Below are 22,098 nucleotides of genomic sequence, written 5' to 3'. Positions count from 1 at the left end.
CGGGGGGGGGGGGGGGGGGGGGGGGGGGGGGGGCGGGCCCCCCCCCCCCCCCCGCTCCTACAGGGTTTGTGTCCGCCATCCTCAAGGCAGATCGGGCACTGGCGCAGCCCGACCGGCATCTTCTTCATCGCGCCTGATCTTGTTGCGCCATAGCCGATATGCCCGGATCCCCGCGCGTACCGAGCCATACAGCAGATGGTTGTCCATCTCCCGGGCCAGGCCCGAGCGCACCAGCATCCTGAGGAAATTCCCGCGCGCCCGGGCAATGCCCATCTCGATGCCCTGGGCCTTCAAGGTATCCCGCACTTCGCGCAGCGCCGCGATGCCGCTGACATCGATGGAACTCACCGCCTCGGCATCGAACAGCACGGCCTTCGGCTCGGGCTCGCGCTGCACCGCGTCGAGCAGGCGCATCTTGAAGTAGTCGGCGTTGAAGAACAGGATCGCGTCGTCGAAGCGGTACACCACCAGGCCCGGCACGGTGCGGGCGTCCTTGTGGCGGCTGATGTCCACCTGGCCTTCGATGCCGGGTGCCCAGCCGAGCACCGCGTCGGTGGGCTGATAGATGCTGTAGAGCAGGCGCAGGATCGCCAGGGTCACGGCAATGATGATCCCCGGCAACACGCCAACGCCGAGCACGCCGATGGTGGTGAGCACGCAGAGAAAGAGTTCGAAGCGGCTCAGCGCCCAGATCTTGCGCAGCGACTGCACGTCGATCAGGCCCCAGCCGGCCATCAGCAGCACCGCGCCCAGTGCCGCCTGCGGAATCCAGGCCATGGGCGTGGTGAAGAACATCAGGATCACGGCGATCACCAGCGCGGCGATGATCCCCACCAACTGGCTCTTGCCGCCGACCATGTCGTTGACCGCGGTGCGCGAGTCGGCGCCGCTGATGGCGAAGCCCTGCGATACCCCGGCGGCCAGGTTCGAGACGCCCAGCGCGACGAACTCATGGTTGGCGTTGATCGCGTAGCCGTGCCGAGCGGCGAAGCTGCGGGCGGTGAGCATGGCGCTACAGAAGCTCACGGTGGCGATACCCAGGGCGTCGCGCAGCAGGCTTTTCATTTCTTCCAGCGAGGTCTGCGGCCAGGCCAGTTCCGGCATGCCGCCGGGCACATGGCCGAGCACCGCGACGCCGTACTGGTCGAGGCCGAACACCCCGGCGATCAGGGTGAACACCGCCACCGTCACCAGCGCCGAGGGCAGTTTGGGGTAGCGTCGCGGCAGCCAGATCAACATCGCCAGACCGGCGAGGCCGATGGTCAGGGTCAGCCAGTGGATCTCGCCGACCCGCTCGAAGAAGTTGATCAGGCTGAGGATGAAGCCGTTGCCCTCGATCTTGAAGCCCACCACCTTGCCCAGTTGCCCGGCCAACAGGCTCAGGCCGATCCCGTTGAGGTAGCCGATCAGAATGGGTCGCGAGAAGAAGCTGGCGATAAACCCGGCCCGTGCCACACCCGCGGCGATCAGCATCAGCCCCACCAGCACCGTGACCACCACCGACAACTGCATCAGCCGCTGCGGATCGCCCATGGCCAGCGGCGCGATCGCCCCGGCGACCATGGCGCAGGTGGCCGCATCCGGGCCGACCATCAACTGCCGCGAACTGCCCACCAGCGCGTAGACGATCATCGGCAGGATGCATGCATACAGGCCCACCTGCGGCGGCAGGCCGGCGATCTGCGCGTAGGCGATGGCGATGGGAATCTGGATGGCGGCGACCGAAAGGCCAGCCTGCACGTCCGGGCGGAACCACTCGCGACGGTAATGCAGCAGGTTGGCCAGGCCCGGGAGCCAGCGGGAAAGAAACATGATCAGGTCCTTTTGATGTATCGGGCAGACGCTAGCGCAATACCTCGACGCCCGGCGCGTCCTCGGGGGGACGGTCGGGGTCGTGGACAGCATTTGGCCAGCATCCTATACCCTGAGCAGTTGTGAGGCCAATATGAAGCGGTTGTTGTGGTTTTTAGAGCCTCATCACTCCGCCCACTCCGGATCCCCGGTAAACACCACCGTCAACCACCGGTCCGGCCCTTCACCGCCAATGGCATTGCCGATCTCATCCCGCCACGCGTCCCACTCGGCGATGTTTCGGGCGGGCATGGTCCGGGGCACGATGAAGTACAGCTCGATTTCCCGCGACCGCCCGACCTTCGCCACATAAGCCCGATACGACAGCATGCTGTGCCGCTCGACAAAAGCCTGGGCGACTTCATCGACGTGTTGTTTCAGATCGGCCGGGGTCACCAGGAACATGTCCGCCAGCGCCTGGCGCACCACCGAGATCGGCATCGGGATGATCACCACGCAGACCAGCGCCAGCACCGCCGGGTCGATGTACGGCGACAGCCATTCCCAGCGCGTGCCCTGGACCGCAAGGCCGAAGCAGAACGCAATCAGCAGCGCGGCGGTGATGCTTGCCGACATGATCCAGCCCTTGACGTCCATGGCGACGAAGTCCGAGCGGATCTTGCGGTTGGCGCGGGCTTCGAGGATGGCGATGGTCAGGCAGGCGCTGACCGTGACCACGGCGTACACCAGTGCCACGCCGAACTCCAGGTCCCGACCGCCTTCGAGCAGGCTGCTGGCGGCGTTGATCAGTGCATACAGCGCCACGCCGGTGAGGAGGATGCCATTGAGCGCCAGGACCATCGGTTCCAGGTGCCAGAAGCCCATGGTGAAGCGCTCGCGCAGCTTGCGCGACATGCGTTCGGTGCGGGTGTGGGCGGTGATCAGCTTGACCACCACGAGGGACAAGCCGCTCATGCTGGCATCGACCATCGAGTAGACGCCATCGAAGACGATGGAGAACGAGCCCGAAGCCAGGCCGAAGCCAATGCCGATCAGGGCGATGAACAAAGTGACGACGATGGACGTGCGCAGCACGCCCTGTTCGCTCGTCAGGTCAAAAAAACGCGTACCCATCTAATCGGGGCTCCCATGATTTCCGGGCGTCCACTACGGCACGCCCGTCTTTTGCTGGTCATATCCTAGACCTTGAATTGCTCCATCAAGGCTTGCTGTTGATTGGCCAGGCGATTCAAGGCCTGACTGATGCGCGCCGATTCGTCCGCCTGCCCGGACAGCGACTCGGTCACGTCGCGAATCCCGGCGACGTTGCGGTTGACTTCCTCGGCCACGGCGCTCTGCTCTTCCGCGGCCGAGGCGATCTGCAGGTTCATGTCGCTGATCACCGTCACCGCGTCGCCGACCCGTTGCAGCGCGGGCACCGCCTGTTCCATCCGGGTCGCGCTGTCCTTGGCCTGGCGCTGGCCTTCGTGCATGGCGTCGACCACGTCCTGGGTGCCGAGCTGCAACGCCTCGATCACATGGCGAATCTCTTCCACCGAAACCTGGGTGCGCTGGGCGAGGTTGCGCACTTCGTCGGCGACCACGGCAAAACCGCGACCCGCCTCGCCGGCGCGGGCGGCCTCGATGGCGGCATTGAGGGCCAGCAGGTTGGTCTGTTCGGCGATGGCGCGGATCACGTCGAGCACCGAGCCGATTTCCTCGCTGCGTCCGGCCAGGGCGCGGACCCGGTCCATGGCCAGGTCCATGTCGGTGGCGAGCCGATCGATTGATTCGCGGGTGACCGCCACCAGTTCCAGGCCCTCGCGGGTCGCCTGGTCGGCGCCGCGCGCGGCATGAGCCGCCTGTGATGCGTTGTGGGCGACGTCATGGGCGGTGGCGCTCATTTCGTTGGCGGCTGTCGCCACCTGTTCGATTTCCCGTTGCTGTAGCTGCATGCCGCCGCTGGTCTGACTGGCGATGGCGGCGGACTGGTCCGCGGTGCCGCGAGCCTCGTGCAGTGATTCCTTGACCTGGATGATCACCGGCTGGAGTTTGTCGAGGAAGCGGTTGAACCAGCCGCTCAACTGGCCCAGTTCGTCCTCGCGGGTGTAGTTCAGGCGCTGGGTCAGGTCGCCGTCGCCGCTGGCGATGTCGCGCAGGCGCTCGGACACCGCGAGGATCGGCCGGGTCACGCTGCGCGCGGTCAGCCAGACCAGCAGCAGGCCGACCACCGCGGCGGCGATGGCGATCAACAGGCTGGTGAGGTTGGCCGCCTGGTTGTGCGCGTCGAGGCGCTCATTGAGGGCGATGGCGGGTGCTTGCAGCACCGCTTCCGGCACTTCCAGCAACACCTGCCATGGCGCAGCGCCAGGAATGGGCGCGAAGGGGCGGGTGATGTGCATCTCGCCACCTTCCAGACGCTCGACTGCCTTGCCGGAACGGATCGCCGTGACCAGTTCGCCAGCCTGCGTGCCGAAGGCCTGTTCCAGGGTCTTGCTCAGTTGCGTGGCGTCGCGGCTGTAGCCGGCCAGCAGCCCGGCGGGGCTGACGATGCTGACCTGGCCCTGGCCGTCGAACAGCTCCTTGCGGCTGTCGAGGCTCAGTTGCTGCAGATTGTCGAGGCCGATATCCAGGCCGATCACGCCGATGACCTTGCCGTCTTCCAGCAGCGGCAGGGCGATGCTGGTCATCAAGACCTGACGGCCGTTGACCTCGTCGAAATAGGGATCGAGCACGCAGGCCCGGGCGGTGTCCAGCGGGCAGGTGAGCCAGCGGTTGTAGGGCGAACCGTTGGCGGCGGTGCTGGTGTCGGCCAGCATCGACTCGGGCATCGCTTCCGATTCCAGTGTGCCCGGCTTGGGCTGCGACCAATACAGCGAGAAGCGGCCACTGTCGTTGCTGCCCAGGCTGTCCTGGCCGGCGAAGCGGGCATCCTGATGGTCCAGCGCGCCGGGCTGGAACACCAGGTACAGGCCGATCAGGTCGGGATTGCCGGCCAGCGCGGTGCGCGCCTGGCTGACCAACTCGCCGCGCAGGTCGGCGTCGCCGCGGGACCTGAGGACCTGGACCACGCGGGCGAATCCATTGCCGTACTGCCAGGCATCCATGAAATAACGCTGGATCCGCAGCGCCTGGGTTTCGCCGTGGGCCTGCAGGCGCAGGCGGGCGTTTTGGTCGAGCAGCTCGGTGTTGGCCGCGAACACCTGCTCCGCGCTGCGCCGGGCCTGGGTCAGCGAGGTGAGCATCAGGAACACGATGATGGCCGAAACGCACAGGCCGGTAAGGAGAATGATCTTCCACTGAATGGAGAGGCGGCGCGGGAGCATGGGGGTGATTTCCTTCTCGATCATGAGCAACGCCCGCTCAGGAGCGGGCGTTGTCGACGGGCTGGCTCATTCGGCGATGTAGGTGGGCGGCGCGACCCGGAAAGACTTGGTCAGCCAGGTCAGGTAGAGCACGCCGAACAACGCCCAGGCGCCGCCGAACAGCAGCGAATGTTCGTCGAGGTCGAGCCAGAGCATGGCGATGATGCAAAAACCGATGGTGGGCAGGACCAGGTACTTGAGCTTGTTGGCCAGCCCCTGGTTGCGACCTTCGCGCAGGTAGCAGTGATTGATCACCGACAGGTTGACGAAGCTGAAGGCCACCAGCGCGCCGAAGTTGATCACCGACGTGGCGGTCACCAGGTCGAAGAAGATCGCCGACAGGGCGATGAAACCGACGACGGCGATGTTCAGCACGGGCGTCTTGAACCGTGGGTGCAGGCGCGCGAAGACGTTGTGCGGGATCACTTTGTCGCGGCCCATGACAAACAGCAGGCGCGACACGCTGGCTTGGGAGGCCAGCCCCGAGGCGATGGTGTTGATCACCGTGCAAGCGATGAAGATCGACTGGAACAGCTTGCCGCCGACATACAGGGCGATTTCCGGCAGCGCGGCTTCGTGGTCATGGAAGCGGTCCATGGTCGGGAAGTAGGACTGGATGAAGAACGACATGAGGATGAACACCACGCCGCCGATCAGGGCGATCAGGAAGATCGCGCGTGGGATGACTTTCTCCGGCTGGTGGGTTTCTTCCGAGAGCGTGGTGACCGCATCGAAGCCCAGGAACGAGAAACAGAGAATCGTCGCCCCTGCCATCAGCGCGCTGAACTGGGTTTTCTCGTCGGCGAACGGGGTCAGCGACCAGGCCGTACCCAGGCCTTCACCCTGGTGCAGGCCGCGCAGGCAGAGGTAAACGAACACCGCCATGATCAGAATCTGCACGGCGACGAACAGCGTGTTGAAGTTCGCCACCAGATTGATGCTGCGCATGTTGACCAGGCTGATCAGCGTGACGAAGCCCGCCACCCAGATCCACTCCGGCACTTCCGGGAACATCGCCGACAGGTAGAGCTTGGCGAGGAGCGCGTTGACCATCGGCAGCAGCAGGTAATCCAGCAGCGACGACCAGCCGACAAGGAAGCCGACATAGGGATTGATTGCCCGTTGGGTGTAGGTGTACGCCGAGCCGGACTGCGGGAAGCGTCGTACCAGCGTGCCGTAGCTCACCGCCGTGAAGAGGATGCCGAGCAGGGCCAGGACATAGGCGCTGGGCACGTGGCCGGCAGTGATGCCGGAGACAATGCCGAAGGTGTCGAACACCGTCATCGGTGCGATATACGCCAGGCCTATGACCACCACCTGCCAGAGGCGAAGGGATTTGCGCAGTTGGACGTTGCCGGCGCTGCTGTGTTCAGGCTGCATGGGGGCGATGCTCCTGAAGCAGGACGGCGGATACGGCGCGCGGCGGGCACGGTAAGGTTGAGCGGATCAGCTCCATGTTGTTTACCTTTTATGGCGGAGCGGAAATGGGCGCGGGCAAGGCGCCGGTGTCAGGTTTTGCAGGACCGGAACGACGAAGGCGGTGCGTGTGGGCAAGGGCGGACGGGCGTCATGATGGCGGCGGCGCTGTTCTTCTTCGTTTATCGGGCGCAGGGCAAGGTGTGAAAAATAAGAAACGAAGGGGCGGTAGCGTGTCAAGTAAAACGCTACATTATTTTTATTTCATGAATATTTATCGAGATTTTTTGTATTTTTGCGGCGTATTTTTGCAATCGACAGCTATTAGTCGATTTAAATGTCCGTAAAAATTGACGGTATTTACGGTGCTATTGGTCAGTTGATCTGGCAACTGGCTAATTGGGGAACGGCACATGTCAGGCCTCTTGCAGCACCTTTAGCGCGGCGGAGGCCAGAAAGCCGGAGCGGCTGCGTTGTTCGGGGTGGTGTCTCACATACTCGTCGATCCGGGTCAGCAGATGACGGGGCAGGGTGATATTGAGCTTCTCGGCTTTGCCCAGGTATTTGGAGACATCGATTTCGATCAAGGCCCAGATGCAGCCGTCGAATTCAGGGTTGGTGGAGTGAAATGTTACTTTTCGCGCAGCAGGAATTGGCGTTCCATCTTCAGCCAGCAACTCCAGATGCCCTTCGATCGCTTCCCGGGCCATTGCCATGGCGTCATCCAGATCATCGCCTGCCGAGAAGCATCCCGGGATGTCGGGCACTTCCACCCCCCAGGCATGGCTGTCATCTCCAGGACGAATCGCGATTGGATAGAGCATTGCTGTGTCCTCCTCGGACGGCCTGACGAAAAGCTTGGGCTCCTTGATCGGAGTCATTCAGAGCTGGGCTTGCTTCAGAATGCTGGCAATCGTTTTTGCCAGAAGATCCTTCTTGGGATGTGGAATGGTGACGAGTCCCGGTTTCTCCGGGTGCTTGAAGTGATGGTGGCTACCTCTGGTGCGCACGAGGAACCAACCGTCTGACTCAATCTTCGCTATCAGCTCCCGGCTATTCACCCTACCTCCTGGTGGTTAGTATACCTACCGACTTCATGCGATCAACACTATACCTACCCGCCCGATTACGAGTGCAGGGGAGGTGTGTCAGGGTGCGATAGAGGAAATCGAAGCACGCCAAACGTAAACCGGCCCCCTGGAAAGGGTCGATGGAGGCATATTCAGGATGGGAGTTGAAGCGAGGGGGAATCTGGAGCGGGTGAAGGGAATCGAACCCTCGTTATCAGCTTGGGAAGCTGGAGTAATGCCATTATACGACACCCGCGCAGGCCGACTTTTTACCAGAACCGTGAAACGATTTGAAGCTTTATCCGTTAATCGTGCGTGCGACCTGTAGCGACAGGGCGGTGATCTTCATTTTGCCCGGCAGGGCGATCGATACCGCTGGCTGTGCTACAGGCGCCCGTTTCCCTCAGATGGCCAGTGCATGCTGGCCCTGTACAGGCTGGTAACGCAGACGTTGTTCGCGTTGCGTCGGCTTGAGGAAGTTCAGCAGCACATCGCGGGTGTCGCGGCAGGCCGACTTGTTTTCCATGTCGAGGAAGTGCCCGGCACTGCGGATCTCGCTGAAGTGCGAGTTGCGCACGTGACGGCCGAACTGCCGCGCATCGGTGGCGGTGGTGTATTCATCCCACTCACCGTTGACGAACAGCACCGGGATGTCGATGGCCCGGGCCGAACTCAGCGCCTTTTCCAGGTCGTGGTCCAGCACCTGGTGGATGTGGAAGTGCATCTGCGCGTATTCGTGGTTGTCCAGGCTGCTGACGTGCCGGTAGTTGAAGCGCTTGAACAGCGGCGGCAGGTACTTGCCGATGGTGTCGTTGACCAGATTGCCGACCTGATAGCGGTCGCAATCCTTGAGGAACCTCGACCCGCGCTGCAGGTAGTCGCGCATCGGCTCGTTGATCACCGGTGAGAACGAGCTGACCACGGCACGCTCGATGCGCCGTGGCTTGTGCGCCAGGGCCATCAGGGTGCAGGCGCCGCCCCATGAGAAGGACATGACCTGGTCGGCGGCAAAGTGGTCGATCAATTCCAGCAGGATCTGCCCTTCGGTTTCCTTGGTCAGCAGTCTTTCGTTGCTGTTGTGCGGCTTGGACTTGCCGGCATACGGCTGGTCGTAGAGCACAACGTTGAATTGCGGGAGCAAGTTGCGCACGGTCTGCGAAAAAGAAGCCGTGGTAGCCAGCGAGCCGTTGACCAGGATGATCGTTTTCTCGGCCTCTTGCGAACGGTGGAACTCCGTGTAAACCCGGTACTGCCCCTGTATATCCAGCACAGCGATTTCTGGCCTCATGTCATCGACTCCTGGCGCAAAAAAGGGTATCCGTCCAAGCAAGCTTGCACGTTCTTTATGACAGGTAGGCATACGCCTGGAAGTGAAGCGAGGGGCCCTTGTCGATCCGATACCGGCTTGGTCGACGGGTGTTGTTCTTGGTGGGCAATCTGCCGGTCTCCTGCGCATCGAGGCATGGGTAGCCAGCAAAAAGGTGTCTTGGACTACGACTGTGACCGGCAAGTCACATGAAGACCGACGATTCGATTCAAGCAGCCCATGGACGATGCCGCAAGTGCCGTTCGGGCAATTAATGAATTTTTCTGTCGGGTGCGGGCGGTTCAGATCGCCAGGATTTCGTCCGCCCGCAGCGCCCGGTAGTGCCCGGGGGCAAGCGCCGGGTCCAGTTCCAGCGGGCCCATGCGCTCGCGATGCAGGCGCACCACCTTGTTGTCGTAGTGGCCGAACATGCGTTTCACCTGGTGGTAGCGGCCCTCGATGATGCTCAGGCGTGCGCTGTGGCTGCTGAGCGGCTCCAGGTCGGCGGGCTGGGTGGTGAGGTCTTCGAAGGCGAAGTAGAACCCCTCGCGAAAGCGCGCGACGTAGTGCTCCTCGATCGGCTGCTCGGTCTCCACGTAATAGACCTTGGGCAGTTTGGTCTGCGGCTGGGTCAGGCGTCGCGACCATTGCCCGTCGTTGGTCAGCAGCATCAGGCCGGTGGTGTTGAAGTCCAGGCGCCCGGCAATGTGCAGGTCGTCCTTGTCCGGCTCGTCGAGCAGGTCCAGTACCGTCGGGTGAACCGGGTCCGTGGTGGCGCTGACGCAGCCGGCCGGTTTGTGCAGCATGAAGTAACGGGCCGGATGGCCGGCCTGCAACATTTGCTCGTCCACTTCGACGCGGCTGAACACCCGCACTTCATGCCGCGGATCATTCACCACCTGGCCATCGACCCGCACGCGGCGCTCCACCAGCAGCAAGCGCACTTGCTGGTGATTGAAGCAGGGCAGGTTGGTGAGGAAACGATCGAGGCGCATGGGTAAGGACGGGCGATAAAAGGGCGCGCAGTTTAGCCGTTTGGTGAAACGTCGGCAGCTTTCAGTTGGGCATCGACCTGCGCACAGGACGGGCACAGGCAGGCGACGTTGCGCAGCTCGGCGGGCAGCGCCTCGATCAGCGCCGGATCGATCTGCACGCTGTAGCACCAGCAGGCCCGGTCCGCGGTGCGCGGATCGGCGAGGCTGCACTGATTAAGGGCGCCGCAGGCGGGGCAGCGGTCGGGATCAGCCATGGTCGGGCGCTGAAGGTTCGCAGCAGACGCGATTGCGCCCGCTCTGTTTGGCCCGGTATAGCGCCAGGTCGGCGCGGGCGATAAGGCTGTGCAGGGTGTCGTTGGCGTGGAGGCTGCTCAAACCGATGCTGGTGGTCAGTTCGATGGCGGTTTCACCGAACATGAATGTCCGCTCTTCGGTGCGCTGGCGGATCTTCTCGGCTACGGCGAGCCCTTTTGTCGCATCGGTGTCCTTGAGCAGGACGACAAATTCCTCGCCGCCCCAGCGGCAGAGGATGTCGGCCTGGCGCAGGCTGCCTTCAAGCACCCGGGCGAACTGGCGCAGCACTTCGTCGCCGGCCAGGTGGCCATAGGTGTCGTTGAGTTCCTTGAAGTGGTCGAGGTCGATCAGCAAGGCGGTCAACGGCGCTGGCGTGCGCTCTGCCTCCAGCAGCGCCTGGGCCGCCAGCAGGTCGAAGGCGCGGCGGTTGTGCAGGTGGGTCAGGCTGTCGAGGGTCGCCAGTTCCTGAATACCGTCCTGATGCCGGCGGATCATGCCGTTGATCATCGCCAGGACAATCAGCGAGATGACCCCGCAGATCGCCAGGTTCAGGTACAGCGACTGCTTCGCGCTGTCGAGGCTGTCGCCGATGGGCTTGTCGACGAACAGGTACCAGTCCAGTTCGGGAATGAAGCGCACATTGAGGTAGTGGCTCTGGCCGTTGCGCTCGTAGTCGCGGCTGCCGGTGGTCGGCGTCGGCATGCGCGCCAGCAGCGGGCTCAGCGCTGGAATGCTGTCCAGCGAAATCCCGGCGCGGGCGCCTTCCGGGCCGCCGGACGAGCCGGTGAGGACAATCTTGCCGCGGGCATCGACGAAGTACACCGCCCGCTGGTAGCGCAACTGGTAGGCATCGATCAGCCTGACCACCGCATCGACCGTTAGCCCGACCCCGGCTGCGCCGATGAAATTGTGGTTGTAGTCGAACACCTTGTAGTTGATGAACACCGTCATGCGGTCCTGGTTGGCCATGTCCAGGTCGACGTTGATTTCGTAGGGCGCCGTCATCTGCTTGACCCGCGCGTACCAGCGGTCGCGCTCGGTGCTCGGGTCGATTTTCTTGAGGATGCCCTTGGCCTGGTAATAGGTGCCGCTCGCCTCGGACACGAAGAACGCGGTGTAGGCGCGCTGCTGGCGCTCGACCTCACTGAGGTAGCGGGTGACCTGCTCCGGGTTGGTTTCGCCAGCGAGAGTCCAGTCGCGCAGGAAGGTGTCCTGCGCCATCATCGAGGACACCACGATGGGCCGGATCAGGTCTTTCTGGATTTCCGAATAGACCGTGTCGGACGTCAGCGGCAGTTCGGTATTGACGATGTTGTCGCGGATCGAACTGCGCGAGGCGTAGTAGCTGACCAGCGAAGTCGAGATGAAGCCGCAGCCAAGTAACAGCAGTAATGCCAGCAGCAGGGACCGTTGCGAAAACAGGGCGGAACGAAGGGGCATGGGAATCCCGGGAGCAGCTACCAATGCCTCCTATTCTAGAGGTGTAACAAAAAAATAACCGGAGGATTTTTGTCGGCTTCAACCTATTTCAAATTATTGCTGAAATCGCACGGCACGGACTTTTCGCGGTCTGATTCAATGTCGATGAACGTTTGCCGATCGACGCCGACCAGCGCCGCTGGGATGGGCAGTTCCGCGGTCCAGGAGGCCGCCATGTATCGCCAACTCTCTCTGCTTGCCGTATTGGGTTTGTTGCTCACCGCTTGTGCGCCTTATGGGGGCGGTGGCTACTATCGAACCGATGTCTATTCGGTCGATCGCTATGACTATCCGGGTTACTACCGGCCGGCTTATCCCTACAACCGCGGTTACTACGTAGTACCCCAGCAACCGCGTTACTACGCTCCGGCGCCGCGCTACTACCAACCGGCGCCAGGCCCGTCCCACCGCCCGTATCCCGGCCCTGGTCGCTATGACGGTCATGGCCCTGGTCGTCCAGAAGGCGGTTGGAACCGCGGGCCTGACCGCAATGATCACGGCTGGAACCGTGGTCCTGATCGCAACGACCATAACTGGAGCCGCGGACCAGGTCGTGACGACCGGGGTGGCGGTTGGCGTGGCAATCGCGGTGACGGCCGCGGCGATGGACGCAATGGCGACCGCAACGGCGACCGTGGCCGGGACCACTGATCGCTAAATCCGACACCCCCTGACGCCTGGCCTCACGCCAGATCCGCCAGGGGGTGTCGTCCTTCCCAGGCCTTGTTGAAATGCGCTTCGACCACCGCCTCCGGCACCTGGGCAATGTCCGGCCAGTGCCAGTGGGGCGTGTTGTCCTTGTCCAGTAAACGCGCCCGCACGCCCTCGCTGAATTCCGGGTGCCGGCAGCAATTCAGGCTCATGGCGTATTCCATCTGGAACACCTGCGCCAGTGACAGATAACGCGCCCGGCGGATCTGCTCCCAGACCAGATGCGCGGTCAATGGACAGCCCTTGAGCAACGTCCGCGCGGCATTGGCCAACACCACGTCGTCCTGCTGCGCCAGTTGAGCGATGCCCTTCCAGGCGCAGGCCGGATCACTGACATCCAGCACCTTGTCGATCTTCTCCCGGCGCGGCAGCCATTGCGCCGCGGGCAGCGCTTCGTGCGCCTCCTGCTCCAGCGCCTTGAGCAGGCTGTTGAGTTGCATCGCGGTCTGTTCCTGCCAGTTCAGTTGCAGCAGACCGTCGATCAGTTGCTCCTGTTGTTCGTCTTTCATGAAGCGGTCGGCCAGGCCCAGGTCAATGGCGTCGCGGCCATTGATCGGCGCACCGGTCAGGCCAAGAAACAGGCCGAGACGGCCGGGCAGGCGGGCGAGAAACCAACTGGCGCCGACGTCCGGATAAAGCCCGATACTGATCTCCGGCATGGCCAGGCGGCTGGACGGGGTGACGATGCGTACCCCGGCGCCCTGCAGCAGCCCCATGCCACCACCGAGCACATGGCCGTGGCCCCAGCACAGCAGCGGTTTGGGATAGTGATGCAGCGAATGGTCTAGACGGTATTCGGCGGCGAAAAAGTGCGCGGCCAGCGGCGGCACTTCGCCGGGGTGGGCGCGACACGCCTCCACCAGGCTGCGCACGTCGCCGCCGGCGCAGAACGCCTTGGCGCCGTTGCCGCGCAGCAGCACGCAGACGATCGCCGGATCCTGGGCCCAGGCACGCAGGTGCAGGCTCAACTGCTCGATCATCGGCAGCGACAGGGCGTTGAGGCTCGACGGCGCATCGAGGGTGGCAATGCCGAGACGCGCGCCGTCGACACCGGTGAGTACTTCGAACTGCACAGCCATGGGCGACCTCACTCAAGTAGACCCGACAAGTATGGTCGCTGAGGCTGATCGTGCAGGTCGCCGGTCGGATCGATTGACAAGCGCGGACAGCTTTCCTAGTGTCCGCCCCATTGTTCAACGGATACCCCCATGACCGACGACGACCGTATCAAGCTCGAACCCAGTTGGAAGGAGGCCTTGCGCGCCGAATTCGAACAGCCCTACATGCACGAACTGCGCGAATTCCTGCGTCAGGAAAAGGCCGCCGGCAAAGAGGTCTATCCGCCTGGCCCGCTGATTTTCAACGCCCTCAACTCCACGCCGCTGGACCAGGTGAAAGTGGTGATCCTCGGCCAGGACCCGTACCACGGCCCGGGCCAGGCCCACGGCCTGTGCTTCTCGGTGCAGCCGGGCGTGGCCACGCCGCCATCGCTGGTCAACATCTATAAAGAGCTGCACCGCGACCTGAACATCGAGATCCCCCGCCACGGCTACCTGCAATCCTGGGCCGACCAGGGTGTGCTGCTGCTCAACACCACCATGACCGTGGAGCGCGCCAACGCCGCGTCCCACGCCAACAAGGGCTGGCAGTTCTTCACTGACCGGATCATCCAGGTGGTCAGCGAGCGGCAGTCCAATGTGGTGTTCCTGCTGTGGGGCGCGCATGCGCAGAGCAAGAGCAAGCTGATCGATGGCAGCAAGCACCTGGTACAGAAATCCGTGCACCCGTCGCCGCTGTCTGCCTATCGCGGATTCCTCGGCTGCGGGCATTTCAGCCGTACCAACAAGTTCCTCGAAGAGCGTGGACTGACGCCGATCGACTGGCAGGTTCCGCCGCTGTAATCAACTCAGGGCCCGCGCCTTGCAGGTGCGGGCCTAGGGTTCTGGCGGTGGCTCGCTGGCCGCCCAATGCCGGAACAAGGGTTCCGCCAAAAACAACACGAACAACAACCGCATCATCTGCAGCGCCGTCACCAGCGGTACCGACAGTTGCAGGGTTTCCGCGGTCAGGCTCATCTCGGCGATACCGCCGGGCATCATGCCCAGGGTCAGCGAACGCAGGTCGAGGTTGGTTGCAGCACTGAGCACCAGGGCTGCGATGGCGGCAATCAGCATGGTCAATACGGTGGCCGCCAGGGTGCGGGCGAGGAACGAAGGCGCGCGCCGGAAGAACGCGCGGTTGAAGTGACAGCCCAGACCGCTGCCGATCAGCCACTGGCCGATCTGGCTGGCGCCGTCCGGAAGACCCAGGTGCAGGTTCCAGCCGATACTGGCGACACCCGCCACCAGCAGTGGCCCGAACAGCCACGGATTGGGCTGCTTCAGGCGTTGCCAGGTCCACGCCACCAGCGCGCCGAGCGGGAACAGCAGCGCCAGCCAGGCCCAATTGACCGCACCGGCATGGGCGATCGGCACACCGTCTCCCAGCAGGTACTTGAACGCCGCTGGCACGCACAGCACCACCGCCAAAACCCGCAGACTTTGCCCGGCCGCCACGCGACTGAGGTTGGCGCCATTGCGCGCGCCAAGGTTTACCATCTCGCCCGAGCCGCCCGGCATGCTGGAGAAGAACGCCGTGGCGCGGTCCTCACCGGTGCGCCGCAGCAGCCAGACGCCGACCACACTGGAAAAACTGGTGATCAGCGCGCCGAAGAAGATCAGGCCGAAATGGCTGGCAACCTGTTCAGCGACATGCGGCGTGAAGTGCAGACCGATGCCGATCCCGACCACCCATTGCCCGCACTTGCGCCCACCCGGGATCTCCGCCAATTGCCACGGCGTAAGGCAGCGCACCAGGATGATCGCCAGCAACGAACCGACCATGAACGGCAACGGCCAGCCGATGGCGCTGGCCGCGAACCCGCCGGCCAGGCCGACCAGCGGGGTTGCCCACCATTGTCTGAAAGACGACTCAGACATCGGCCAGGGCGCGACGCTGCAGTACCCGGCGACGCCAGATGCGGATCAGCGGCAGGGTCATCATCAGCACGGTCAGGGTCCACACCGCGACACTGATCGGGCTCGACCAGAGGATGTCCAGAGCGCCATTGGAGATCGACAGCGCGCGGCGCAGGTTCTGTTCCATCAGCCCGCCGAGGATGAAGCCGAGCAGAATCGGCGACAGCGGGAAGTCCAGCTTGCGCAGGATGTAACCCATGATGCCGATGCCGACCATCAGGAACAGGTCGAAGGTGGTGGCGTGCACGGCGTAGACGCCGATCGCGGTGATGATCGCGATCACCGGCACCAGCGCCCAGTTCGGTACGGCGAGGATGCGGGTGAAGATGCGGATCATCGGGATGTTCAGGATCACCAGCATGATGTTGGCGATGAACAGCGAAGCGATCAGGCCCCAGACGATGTCCGGTTGTTGTTCGAACAGCATCGGCCCGGGGGTGATGTTGTACAGGGTCAGTGCGCCGATCATCACGGCGGTGGTGCCGGAACCTGGAACGCCGAGGGTCAGCATCGGCACCAGGGCGCCGCAGCAGGACGCACCGATGGCGGTTTCAGGGGCCGCGAGACCACGGGCGTCACCTTTGCCGAACTTGCCGCTGGTACCGGCGATGCGCTTCTCGGTCATGTAAGCCACCGCGCTGGCGAGGGTCGCGCCGGCGCCGGGCAGCACGCCCATGATGAAGCCGAGCAGGCCGCAGCGGATATTCACCACGAACACCGAGGCCGCTTCCTTGAAGTTGAACAGCATGCGCCCGGTGGCCTTCACCGCCTCGTGACCGTGGTGGGTCTTCTCCAGCAACAGCAGGATTTCGCTGATGGAGAACAGGCCCAGCACCAGCACGACGAACTGGATGCCGTCGGCCAGGTGCACGCTGTCACCGGTGAAGCGGTACACGCCGCTGTTGGCGTCGATGCCGACGCTGGACAGGAACAGGCCGATCAACGCGGCGATAAAGGTTTTCAGCGGTCGGTCGCCGGCCATCCCGCCGAGACAGACGATGGCGAACACCATCAGCACGAAGTACTCCGCCGGTCCGAAGGCGATCGCCCATTTCGCCAGCAGCGGGGCGAACAGTACCATGCCGCAGGTGGCGATGAAGGCACCGATGAACGAACTCCACGCCGACAGCGACAGCGCCACACCGGCCAGGCCCTGGCGGGCCATCGGGTAACCGTCGAGGGTGGTCATCACGGTGGAGGCTTCGCCCGGGATGTTGAGCAGGATCGAGCTGATCCGGCCGCCGTATTCGCAGCCCAGGTAGACCGCTGCCAGCAGGATCAGCGCCGACTCCGGCGGCAGGCCGAGGGCGAACGCGATGGGGATCAGCAGCGCAACGCCGTTGATCGGGCCGAGGCCCGGCAGCAGGCCGACTACGGTGCCGATCAGGGTGCCGCAGAGTGCGGTGACGAGGTTGTACGGGCTGAGGGCCACGCCGAAGCCCTGGCCCAGATAACTCAAGGTATCCATGTCAATTCTCCAGAACGTCGAGCAGGCCAAGCGGCAGTGGAACGTCCATCACCCGGTCGAACAGCACATACAGGGCGATGCTCATGAGGCCGACGATGATCACGCTGTGCAGCCAGCGACCACCGTACAGGCGGGCCATCGGCACGCCGATGAGGATGCTGCTGATGATGAAGCCGAGGGATTCGAAGGTGGCGGCAAAAACCACCAGCAGGCCGACGCAGAGGCCGATTTTGTTCAGGGTTTCGCGGTCCAGTTCCGGTTCGTCCTCACTGCGGACAATCGGGGTGGGGCGAAAGGCCAGGTAGAGCAGGGCCAGGCCCATCAGGCCAAGCATCAACAGCGGGTAGGCGCGGGGGCCGACCGGTTCGTAGGAAAATGCGGCCTGGTAGGGCCAGGCCATGACGGCCAGGGCGGCACACACCGCCAGCAGGATCAGGGCGAAGACACGTTGCAGGATCATCAAGAAATCCTCGGTGAGGGCAGGGGGCCGCGTTGCGGCCTTCGCGAGCAAGCTCGCTCCCACAGGGTTCGGTATTCAGGATTGGCTCGCCCCGGCGGGAGCGAGCCTGGCGGGTTGCCGCACGGTCGCGAAGGACTGCGCAGCAGCCCCGGGGAACTACTGAATCAGCCCGAATTCCCGAGCCAGCGCCTTGTAGTCGGCGACCTGTTTCTTGACGTAGGTGTCCAGCTCTTCACCGGTCATGGCGAACGGGAACAGCTCGCGTTGGTCACGCAGTTTGGCGAACTCTTCGGAGGCCAGCAGCGTGTCGAAAGACGCTTTCCACCAGGCGTAGTCTTCGTCACTCACCTTCGGCCCGAGGTAGAACCCGCGCACCACTGGCCAGACGATGTCGTAGCCTTGTTCCTTCGCGGTAGGAATGTCCTTCATCTCCGGCTCGTCCAGGCGCTTGTCGGAGAACACTGCGAGCAGGCGCATGTCGCCGCTCTGGATATGCGGCATGGAGTCGGAAATGTCGGTACTGCCGACCTGGATATGGCCGCCGAGCAGCGCGGTAGCAATTTCGCCACCGCCTTCCAGGGCAACGTAGCGCAGGTCGCGCGGGTTGATACCGGCGGCCTTGGCGATCAGCGCGGTCTGCATCCAGTCCTGGCTGCCTACGGTGCCACCGGAACCAATGACCACTTTGCTCGGATCTTTCTTCAAGGCCGCGACCAGATCGTCGAGGGTCTTGTAGGGCGAATCGTTTTTCACTGCGATGGCACCGTAGCTGGTGCCCACCGCCGCCAGCCAGCGCACGGCGTTCTCGTCGAACCGACCGAACTTGCCCTGGGCCAGGTTCAACAGCGAACCGCTGGACCAGGCCACCAGCGTCCCGGCGTCGCCCGGACGCTGGGCGACCACGGCGTTGTAGGCCACCGCGCCGACACCGCCGGGCATGTAGGTCACACGCATCGGCTTGCTGAGAATTTTCTCGTTGACCAGTGCGCTCTGCACCAGTTTGCACGTCAGGTCGAAGCCACCGCCCGGCGAGGCCGGGGCGATGCATTCAGGGCGTTTCGGTTCGGCAGCCAGCACCTGGCCGGCCAGCAACAGGCAACCGGTGGCGAGGGCGATTCGGCGTAGTGAAAAGGTCATCGTCAGTCTCCGTAGCTTTAATTGTTATAGGCGGATTACCACAGGGCCACGCTGTAGCTCACCAGCAGCCGCACCTCGTCCGCGTCGCGGGCGAAGTTGGAGCGGTAGGTGGCGTTGCGCAGGCGTACGGCGACGTTTTTCAGCGTCCCGCTCTGCACCACGTACTTGAGCTCGGTGTTGCGTTCCCATTCTTTGCCTTCGCTGCCGTTCGCCAGGCTGACGTTGTCCCCGTTGACGTAACGGGTCATGAAGCTCAGCCCTGGAATGCCGATTTTGGCGAAGTCGTAGTCGTAACGCACTTGCCAGGAGCGCTCGTCGGCCCCGGCGAAGTCGTTGATCTGGACGAAGTTGACGAGGTACGGGTCGGAGCCATCCACGTAGGGGAAGGCGCTGTCGCCGGACATGCTCTGGTAGGCAGCGCTCAACTTGTGGCCGTTGAGGCCGTAGCTGAGCATGCCGTTGAGCGAGGTGTTGTCGATCTTGCCGCCGCGGGCCTGGCCCTGGTCATCGCTGATCGCCAGGCGCAGGTCGGCGCCGAAGGTACCCGGGCCGAACGGCTGGGTGGCGACCAGGCCGGCGAAGTGCTGGCGATACACATCGTCGAGCTGGGCGAAGTGATAGCTGCCGGTGATGCGGTCGGTGAATTTGTAGTCCAGGCCGGCGAGGTCGAAGTGATTGCCGGCGACGGTGCCGAGGAAGCGACCGTTCTTGTTGTTCAGTGCGATGTCTTCCTTGTTGGTGTCATCGCGATCCTTGGCCTTCTCCAGGCGCCCGCCGGTGAAGGTCAGGTTCTTCAATTCTTTGGAGGTCAGCAATCCGCCTTCGAAGGTCTGCGGCAGGATCCGCCCGTCGTTGGGCTTGAGGGTTGGCAGTTCCGGGATCAGCGTGCCGATCTTCAGCTCGGTGGCGGAGATCTTCACCTTGCCGGTCAGGCCAAGCTTGGAATATTCGTCGGCGGCGCGGCCGTCGTCATGGGTCGGCAACAGGCCGGTGCCGGTGCGGTCGGGGCTGGAGTCGAGCTTGATGCCGAGCATGCCCAGCGCATCGACGCCAAAACCGACGGTGCCTTCGGTGTAGCCGGACTGGAGGTTGAGCATGAAACCCTGGGCCCATTCGTCGCGCTTGGATTGCTGCGCGCTGGTGCCGTCGCGAAAGTCGCGGTTGAAGTACATGTTGCGGGTTTCGAAAGTGGCGCTGCTGTCTTCGATGAAGGCGGCCTGGCTCAGCGGGGCGACGCTGCAAAGGGCAATGGCGCTGGCGAGGGAAGTTGGACGAGCGGAAGGACGACGAGTAGGCGCGAACGCCTGCGGCTGTGATGACAGCATCGTGGAGTAACCCCGTTTATTGTTCTTATCGGTTCGAACACTGCGGTTCGTTCTACGGCTCCCGGAAAGGGCCGTGAACGGATGCTAGGGGCTCAACCTTTCGCTAACCTTTCAATCGACTTTCATCCGCGCGGTGGCTTCACAGGCCATGCTTCCTCTGTAAACTCCGCGCCACTGAACGCGATGCGACCGGGAGAAATCGATGCGAGTGCTGCTCGTCGAAGACCATCTGCAACTGGCCGAAAGCGTGGCCCAGGCGCTGAAAAGCACCGGCTTGACCGTGGACGTGCTGCACGATGGCGTGGCCGCCGACCTGGCCCTGGCCAGCGAGGAATACGCCGTGGTGGTGCTCGATGTGGGCCTGCCGCGGATGGACGGTTTCGAAGTGCTGGCGCGCCTGCGTGCCCGTGGCAAGACCGTCCCGGTGCTGATGCTCACCGCGCGCAGCGACGTCAAGGACCGGGTCCACGGCCTCAACCTCGGTGCTGACGATTACCTGGCCAAGCCGTTCGAACTGACCGAGCTGGAAGCGCGGGTCAAGGCCCTGCTACGGCGCAGCGTGCTCGGCGGCGAGCGCCAGCAGCGCTGCGGTCCGCTGGTCTACGACCTCGATACCCGGCGCTTCACCCTCAGCGATGAACTGCTGACCCTGACCTCCCGCGAACAGGCAGTGCTGGAGGCGTTGATCGCCCGTCCTGGCCGGGTGATGAGCAAGGAGCAACTGGCCTCCCAGGTCTTCGGCCTGGACGAGGAAGCCAGCGCCGACGCCATCGAAATCTATGTCCATCGGCTGCGCAAGAAACTCGATGGCCACGCTGTCGCCATCGTCACCTTCCGTGGCCTCGGCTACCTCCTTGAGCACCGTGATGCGTAGCGCCGGCAGCCTGCGCGGCCGCCTGCTGTGGAACCTGGCGCTGCTGCTGGTGGTGTTGATGATCGCCAGTGGCCTGAGTGCCTACTGGAACGGTCGCGAAGCTGCCGACACCGCCTACGACCGGACCCTGCTGGCCTCGGCGCGGACCATCGCCGCCGGGTTGTCGCAGCGCGACGGCACCCTCAGCGCCGACGTGCCCTACGTGGCGCTCGACACCTTTGCCTACGACAGCGCCGGACGCATCTACTACCAGGTCAACGACATCCACCAGAAGCTGATTTCCGGCTACGAAAACCTGCCGGCGCCGCCGCCCGGCACCCCACGCACCGACGATTACCCGGCGCTGGCGCGGTTCTACGATGCGCGCTACCTGGGCCAGGATGTGCGCGTGGTCAGCCTGCTCAAGGCGGTCAGCGAACCGAACATGAACGGCATGGCCGAGATTCGCGTGGCCGAGACCGAGGAAGCGCGGGTCCGCATGGCCCGCAGCCTGATGGCCGATACCTTGCTGCGCCTCGGCATGCTGGCGCTGGGGGCATTGTTGCTGGTGTGGTTTGCCGTCAGTGCGGCGCTGCGACCACTGGAACGGTTGCGCGGCGCCGTGGAAGAGCGCCAGCCGGACGACCTGCGGCCCTTGCCTTCGGTCGAGGTGCAGCACGAACTGGGGCCGCTGGTGCGGGCCTTGAACCACTTCACCGAACGCTTGCGCGAGCAGTTCGAGCGTCAGGCGCAATTCATCGCCGATGCCGCTCACGAGTTGCGCACGCCGTTGGCGGCGCTCAAGGCTCGAGTCGAGTTGGGGCTGCGCTCGAAAGAGCCGCAGGTGTGGCATGAAACCCTGCAGGCCACGGCGCAGAGCACTGACAAGCTGACCCACCTGGCCAATCAGTTGCTGTCCATGGCCCGGGTGGAAAACGGCGCCCGGGCGATTGCCGAGGGCGGCGCACAATTGCTCGATCTCAGTCAGTTGGCGCGGGAACTGGGCATGGCCATGGCGCCGCTGGCCCATGCCCGCGGGATCGCCCTGGCGCTGGAGGCCGAGGCGCCGGTGTGGGTGCGTGGCGAGCCGACGCTGCTCAACGAGTTGCTCAGTAATCTGGTAGACAACGCTTTGGCGCACACGCCCAAGGGCGGCAACGTGATCTTGCGGGTCACGGCACCGGGCGAGCTGGAAGTCGAGGATGACGGGCCGGGTATACCGGAGCAGGAGCGGGAGAAAGTCTTCGAACGCTTTTACCGGGGCAGTGCCCAGGGCACCGGGTTGGGTCTGGCGATTGTCGGTGAGATCTGCCGCGCGCACCTTGCCGCCATCAGCTTGCATGATGGCGAGAAGGGCGGGTTGAAGGTTCGGGTGAGTTTCAATCCGGCGGTGTGATGGTTTCAGGCCTCA

20 protein-coding genes, 1 tRNA gene and 2 pseudogenes are annotated in these 22,098 nt (G+C 63.8%); 5 read left to right on the top strand and 18 right to left on the bottom strand.

Going from position 1 to position 22,098, the window contains the following annotated elements; translation table 11 throughout:
- Nucleotides 1-81: 81 nt before the first annotated feature.
- The 5 genes and pseudogenes from NTD88_RS13875 to NTD88_RS13860 all read right to left on the bottom strand — a co-directional run bounded on the left by NTD88_RS13875 (nt 82) and on the right by NTD88_RS13860 (nt 6,536).
- Nucleotides 82-1,812, bottom strand: a complete 1,731-nt coding sequence (locus NTD88_RS13875; protein ID WP_262154418.1) for a SulP family inorganic anion transporter — start codon at nt 1,810-1,812, stop codon at nt 82-84.
- A 165-nt stretch (nt 1,813-1,977) separates the two neighbouring features.
- Complete coding sequence (locus NTD88_RS13870) at nt 1,978-2,925, bottom strand: cation diffusion facilitator family transporter (RefSeq protein ID WP_262128266.1); 948 nt, start codon at nt 2,923-2,925, stop codon at nt 1,978-1,980.
- Between the two features lie 65 nt (nt 2,926-2,990).
- Nucleotides 2,991-3,533: pseudogene (locus NTD88_RS29230) on the bottom strand (methyl-accepting chemotaxis protein); the annotation flags it as partial.
- Nucleotides 3,534-3,848: 315 nt separating this feature from the next.
- Nucleotides 3,849-4,898: pseudogene (locus NTD88_RS29225) on the bottom strand (HAMP domain-containing protein); the annotation flags it as partial.
- A 285-nt stretch (nt 4,899-5,183) separates the two neighbouring features.
- Nucleotides 5,184-6,536, bottom strand: a complete 1,353-nt coding sequence (locus NTD88_RS13860; protein ID WP_095154816.1) for an APC family permease — start codon at nt 6,534-6,536, stop codon at nt 5,184-5,186.
- Nucleotides 6,537-6,610: 74 nt separating this feature from the next.
- Between NTD88_RS13860 and NTD88_RS13855 the strand changes: the two genes are divergently transcribed.
- Entirely contained in the window at nt 6,611-6,919 is a 309-nt protein-coding gene (locus NTD88_RS13855) for a hypothetical protein (RefSeq protein ID WP_143501918.1), read from the top strand.
- 69 nt (nt 6,920-6,988) lie between these two features.
- Here the strand turns inward: NTD88_RS13855 and NTD88_RS13850 are convergent, their stop codons facing one another.
- The 7 genes from NTD88_RS13850 to NTD88_RS13820 all read right to left on the bottom strand — a co-directional run bounded on the left by NTD88_RS13850 (nt 6,989) and on the right by NTD88_RS13820 (nt 11,677).
- A complete protein-coding gene (locus NTD88_RS13850) occupies nt 6,989-7,396 on the bottom strand; it encodes a type II toxin-antitoxin system HicB family antitoxin (protein WP_262154416.1) in 408 nt (135 codons plus the stop codon).
- Nucleotides 7,397-7,453: 57 nt separating this feature from the next.
- Nucleotides 7,454-7,633, bottom strand: a complete 180-nt coding sequence (locus NTD88_RS13845; protein WP_262154415.1) for a type II toxin-antitoxin system HicA family toxin — start codon at nt 7,631-7,633, stop codon at nt 7,454-7,456.
- 191 nt (nt 7,634-7,824) lie between these two features.
- A tRNA-Gly gene (locus tag NTD88_RS13840) sits at nt 7,825-7,898 on the bottom strand.
- A gap of 147 nt (nt 7,899-8,045) precedes the next feature.
- Nucleotides 8,046-8,930 carry an alpha/beta fold hydrolase gene (locus NTD88_RS13835; protein ID WP_095154818.1) on the bottom strand — a complete coding sequence of 295 codons (885 nt, stop codon included), beginning with the start codon at nt 8,928-8,930 and terminating at the stop codon, nt 8,046-8,048.
- 320 nt (nt 8,931-9,250) lie between these two features.
- Nucleotides 9,251-9,943: a 16S rRNA pseudouridine(516) synthase gene (locus tag NTD88_RS13830; protein WP_262154413.1), complete on the bottom strand. Its 693-nt coding sequence runs from the start codon at nt 9,941-9,943 to the stop codon at nt 9,251-9,253.
- A gap of 32 nt (nt 9,944-9,975) precedes the next feature.
- Nucleotides 9,976-10,197 carry a cysteine-rich CWC family protein gene (locus NTD88_RS13825; RefSeq protein ID WP_095154820.1) on the bottom strand — a complete coding sequence of 74 codons (222 nt, stop codon included), beginning with the start codon at nt 10,195-10,197 and terminating at the stop codon, nt 9,976-9,978.
- On the bottom strand, nt 10,190-11,677 hold the full coding sequence (locus NTD88_RS13820; protein WP_095154821.1) for a sensor domain-containing diguanylate cyclase: 1,488 nt from the start codon (nt 11,675-11,677) through the stop codon (nt 10,190-10,192). Before NTD88_RS13820 ends, NTD88_RS13825 begins: the two co-directional genes overlap by 8 nt.
- A 213-nt stretch (nt 11,678-11,890) precedes the next feature.
- Between NTD88_RS13820 and NTD88_RS13815 the strand changes: the two genes are divergently transcribed.
- Entirely contained in the window at nt 11,891-12,367 is a 477-nt protein-coding gene (locus tag NTD88_RS13815) for a hypothetical protein (RefSeq protein WP_262154412.1), read from the top strand.
- A gap of 32 nt (nt 12,368-12,399) precedes the next feature.
- Here the strand turns inward: NTD88_RS13815 and NTD88_RS13810 are convergent, their stop codons facing one another.
- Complete coding sequence (locus tag NTD88_RS13810) at nt 12,400-13,506, bottom strand: enoyl-CoA hydratase/isomerase family protein (RefSeq protein WP_095154823.1); 1,107 nt, start codon at nt 13,504-13,506, stop codon at nt 12,400-12,402.
- A 129-nt stretch (nt 13,507-13,635) separates the two neighbouring features.
- Here NTD88_RS13810 and ung point away from each other — a divergent pair, with 129 nt between their 5' ends.
- Nucleotides 13,636-14,328 (top strand): uracil-DNA glycosylase, encoded by a 693-nt coding sequence (gene ung, locus NTD88_RS13805; protein ID WP_095154824.1) that lies wholly within the window; start codon nt 13,636-13,638, stop codon nt 14,326-14,328.
- A gap of 33 nt (nt 14,329-14,361) precedes the next feature.
- Here the strand turns inward: ung and NTD88_RS13800 are convergent, their stop codons facing one another.
- The 5 genes from NTD88_RS13800 to NTD88_RS13780 form a co-directional block, all read right to left on the bottom strand.
- Entirely contained in the window at nt 14,362-15,405 is a 1,044-nt protein-coding gene (locus NTD88_RS13800; RefSeq protein WP_095154825.1) for an AbrB family transcriptional regulator, read from the bottom strand.
- Nucleotides 15,398-16,912 carry a tripartite tricarboxylate transporter permease gene (locus tag NTD88_RS13795; protein WP_262154411.1) on the bottom strand — a complete coding sequence of 505 codons (1,515 nt, stop codon included), beginning with the start codon at nt 16,910-16,912 and terminating at the stop codon, nt 15,398-15,400. Before NTD88_RS13795 ends, NTD88_RS13800 begins: the two co-directional genes overlap by 8 nt.
- Before the next feature lies 1 nt (nt 16,913).
- Nucleotides 16,914-17,372 (bottom strand): tripartite tricarboxylate transporter TctB family protein, encoded by a 459-nt coding sequence (locus NTD88_RS13790; RefSeq protein ID WP_095154827.1) that lies wholly within the window; start codon nt 17,370-17,372, stop codon nt 16,914-16,916.
- A gap of 156 nt (nt 17,373-17,528) precedes the next feature.
- Complete coding sequence (locus NTD88_RS13785) at nt 17,529-18,509, bottom strand: Bug family tripartite tricarboxylate transporter substrate binding protein (RefSeq protein WP_110973363.1); 981 nt, start codon at nt 18,507-18,509, stop codon at nt 17,529-17,531.
- Between the two features lie 35 nt (nt 18,510-18,544).
- Nucleotides 18,545-19,834 (bottom strand): OprD family porin, encoded by a 1,290-nt coding sequence (locus tag NTD88_RS13780; RefSeq protein ID WP_262154410.1) that lies wholly within the window; start codon nt 19,832-19,834, stop codon nt 18,545-18,547.
- Nucleotides 19,835-20,036: 202 nt separating this feature from the next.
- Here NTD88_RS13780 and NTD88_RS13775 point away from each other — a divergent pair, with 202 nt between their 5' ends.
- Complete coding sequence (locus NTD88_RS13775) at nt 20,037-20,708, top strand: response regulator (RefSeq protein WP_095154830.1); 672 nt, start codon at nt 20,037-20,039, stop codon at nt 20,706-20,708.
- Nucleotides 20,701-22,083: a sensor histidine kinase gene (locus NTD88_RS13770; protein ID WP_262154409.1), complete on the top strand. Its 1,383-nt coding sequence runs from the start codon at nt 20,701-20,703 to the stop codon at nt 22,081-22,083. The genes NTD88_RS13775 and NTD88_RS13770 overlap by 8 nt, the downstream gene beginning before the upstream one ends.
- The last annotated feature ends 15 nt before the right edge of the window (nt 22,084-22,098 follow it).

This window comes from Pseudomonas sp. 20P_3.2_Bac5 (assembly GCF_025466035.1).
Classification (GTDB): Bacteria; Pseudomonadota; Gammaproteobacteria; order Pseudomonadales; family Pseudomonadaceae; genus Aquipseudomonas.
The sequence above is the reverse complement of the archived record's forward strand: the minus strand, read 5'-3'. Positions and strand labels throughout refer to the sequence as shown.

Coding starts and splice junctions, on each gene's coding strand:
- NTD88_RS13875 (WP_262154418.1), bottom strand. CDS start 1,812: ATGTTTCTTTCCCGCTGGCTCCCGGGCCTGGCCAACCTGCTGCATTAC.
- NTD88_RS13870 (WP_262128266.1), bottom strand. CDS start 2,925: ATGGGTACGCGTTTTTTTGACCTGACGAGCGAACAGGGCGTGCTGCGC.
- NTD88_RS13860 (WP_095154816.1), bottom strand. CDS start 6,536: ATGCAGCCTGAACACAGCAGCGCCGGCAACGTCCAACTGCGCAAATCC.
- NTD88_RS13855 (WP_143501918.1), top strand. CDS start 6,611: ATGTTGTTTACCTTTTATGGCGGAGCGGAAATGGGCGCGGGCAAGGCG.
- NTD88_RS13850 (WP_262154416.1), bottom strand. CDS start 7,396: ATGCTCTATCCAATCGCGATTCGTCCTGGAGATGACAGCCATGCCTGG.
- NTD88_RS13835 (WP_095154818.1), bottom strand. CDS start 8,930: ATGAGGCCAGAAATCGCTGTGCTGGATATACAGGGGCAGTACCGGGTT.
- NTD88_RS13830 (WP_262154413.1), bottom strand. CDS start 9,943: ATGCGCCTCGATCGTTTCCTCACCAACCTGCCCTGCTTCAATCACCAG.
- NTD88_RS13825 (WP_095154820.1), bottom strand. CDS start 10,197: ATGGCTGATCCCGACCGCTGCCCCGCCTGCGGCGCCCTTAATCAGTGC.
- NTD88_RS13820 (WP_095154821.1), bottom strand. CDS start 11,677: ATGCCCCTTCGTTCCGCCCTGTTTTCGCAACGGTCCCTGCTGCTGGCA.
- NTD88_RS13815 (WP_262154412.1), top strand. CDS start 11,891: ATGTATCGCCAACTCTCTCTGCTTGCCGTATTGGGTTTGTTGCTCACC.
- NTD88_RS13810 (WP_095154823.1), bottom strand. CDS start 13,506: ATGGCTGTGCAGTTCGAAGTACTCACCGGTGTCGACGGCGCGCGTCTC.
- ung (WP_095154824.1), top strand. CDS start 13,636: ATGACCGACGACGACCGTATCAAGCTCGAACCCAGTTGGAAGGAGGCC.
- NTD88_RS13800 (WP_095154825.1), bottom strand. CDS start 15,405: ATGTCTGAGTCGTCTTTCAGACAATGGTGGGCAACCCCGCTGGTCGGC.
- NTD88_RS13795 (WP_262154411.1), bottom strand. CDS start 16,912: ATGGATACCTTGAGTTATCTGGGCCAGGGCTTCGGCGTGGCCCTCAGC.
- NTD88_RS13790 (WP_095154827.1), bottom strand. CDS start 17,372: ATGATCCTGCAACGTGTCTTCGCCCTGATCCTGCTGGCGGTGTGTGCC.
- NTD88_RS13785 (WP_110973363.1), bottom strand. CDS start 18,509: ATGACCTTTTCACTACGCCGAATCGCCCTCGCCACCGGTTGCCTGTTG.
- NTD88_RS13780 (WP_262154410.1), bottom strand. CDS start 19,834: ATGCTGTCATCACAGCCGCAGGCGTTCGCGCCTACTCGTCGTCCTTCC.
- NTD88_RS13775 (WP_095154830.1), top strand. CDS start 20,037: ATGCGAGTGCTGCTCGTCGAAGACCATCTGCAACTGGCCGAAAGCGTG.
- NTD88_RS13770 (WP_262154409.1), top strand. CDS start 20,701: ATGCGTAGCGCCGGCAGCCTGCGCGGCCGCCTGCTGTGGAACCTGGCG.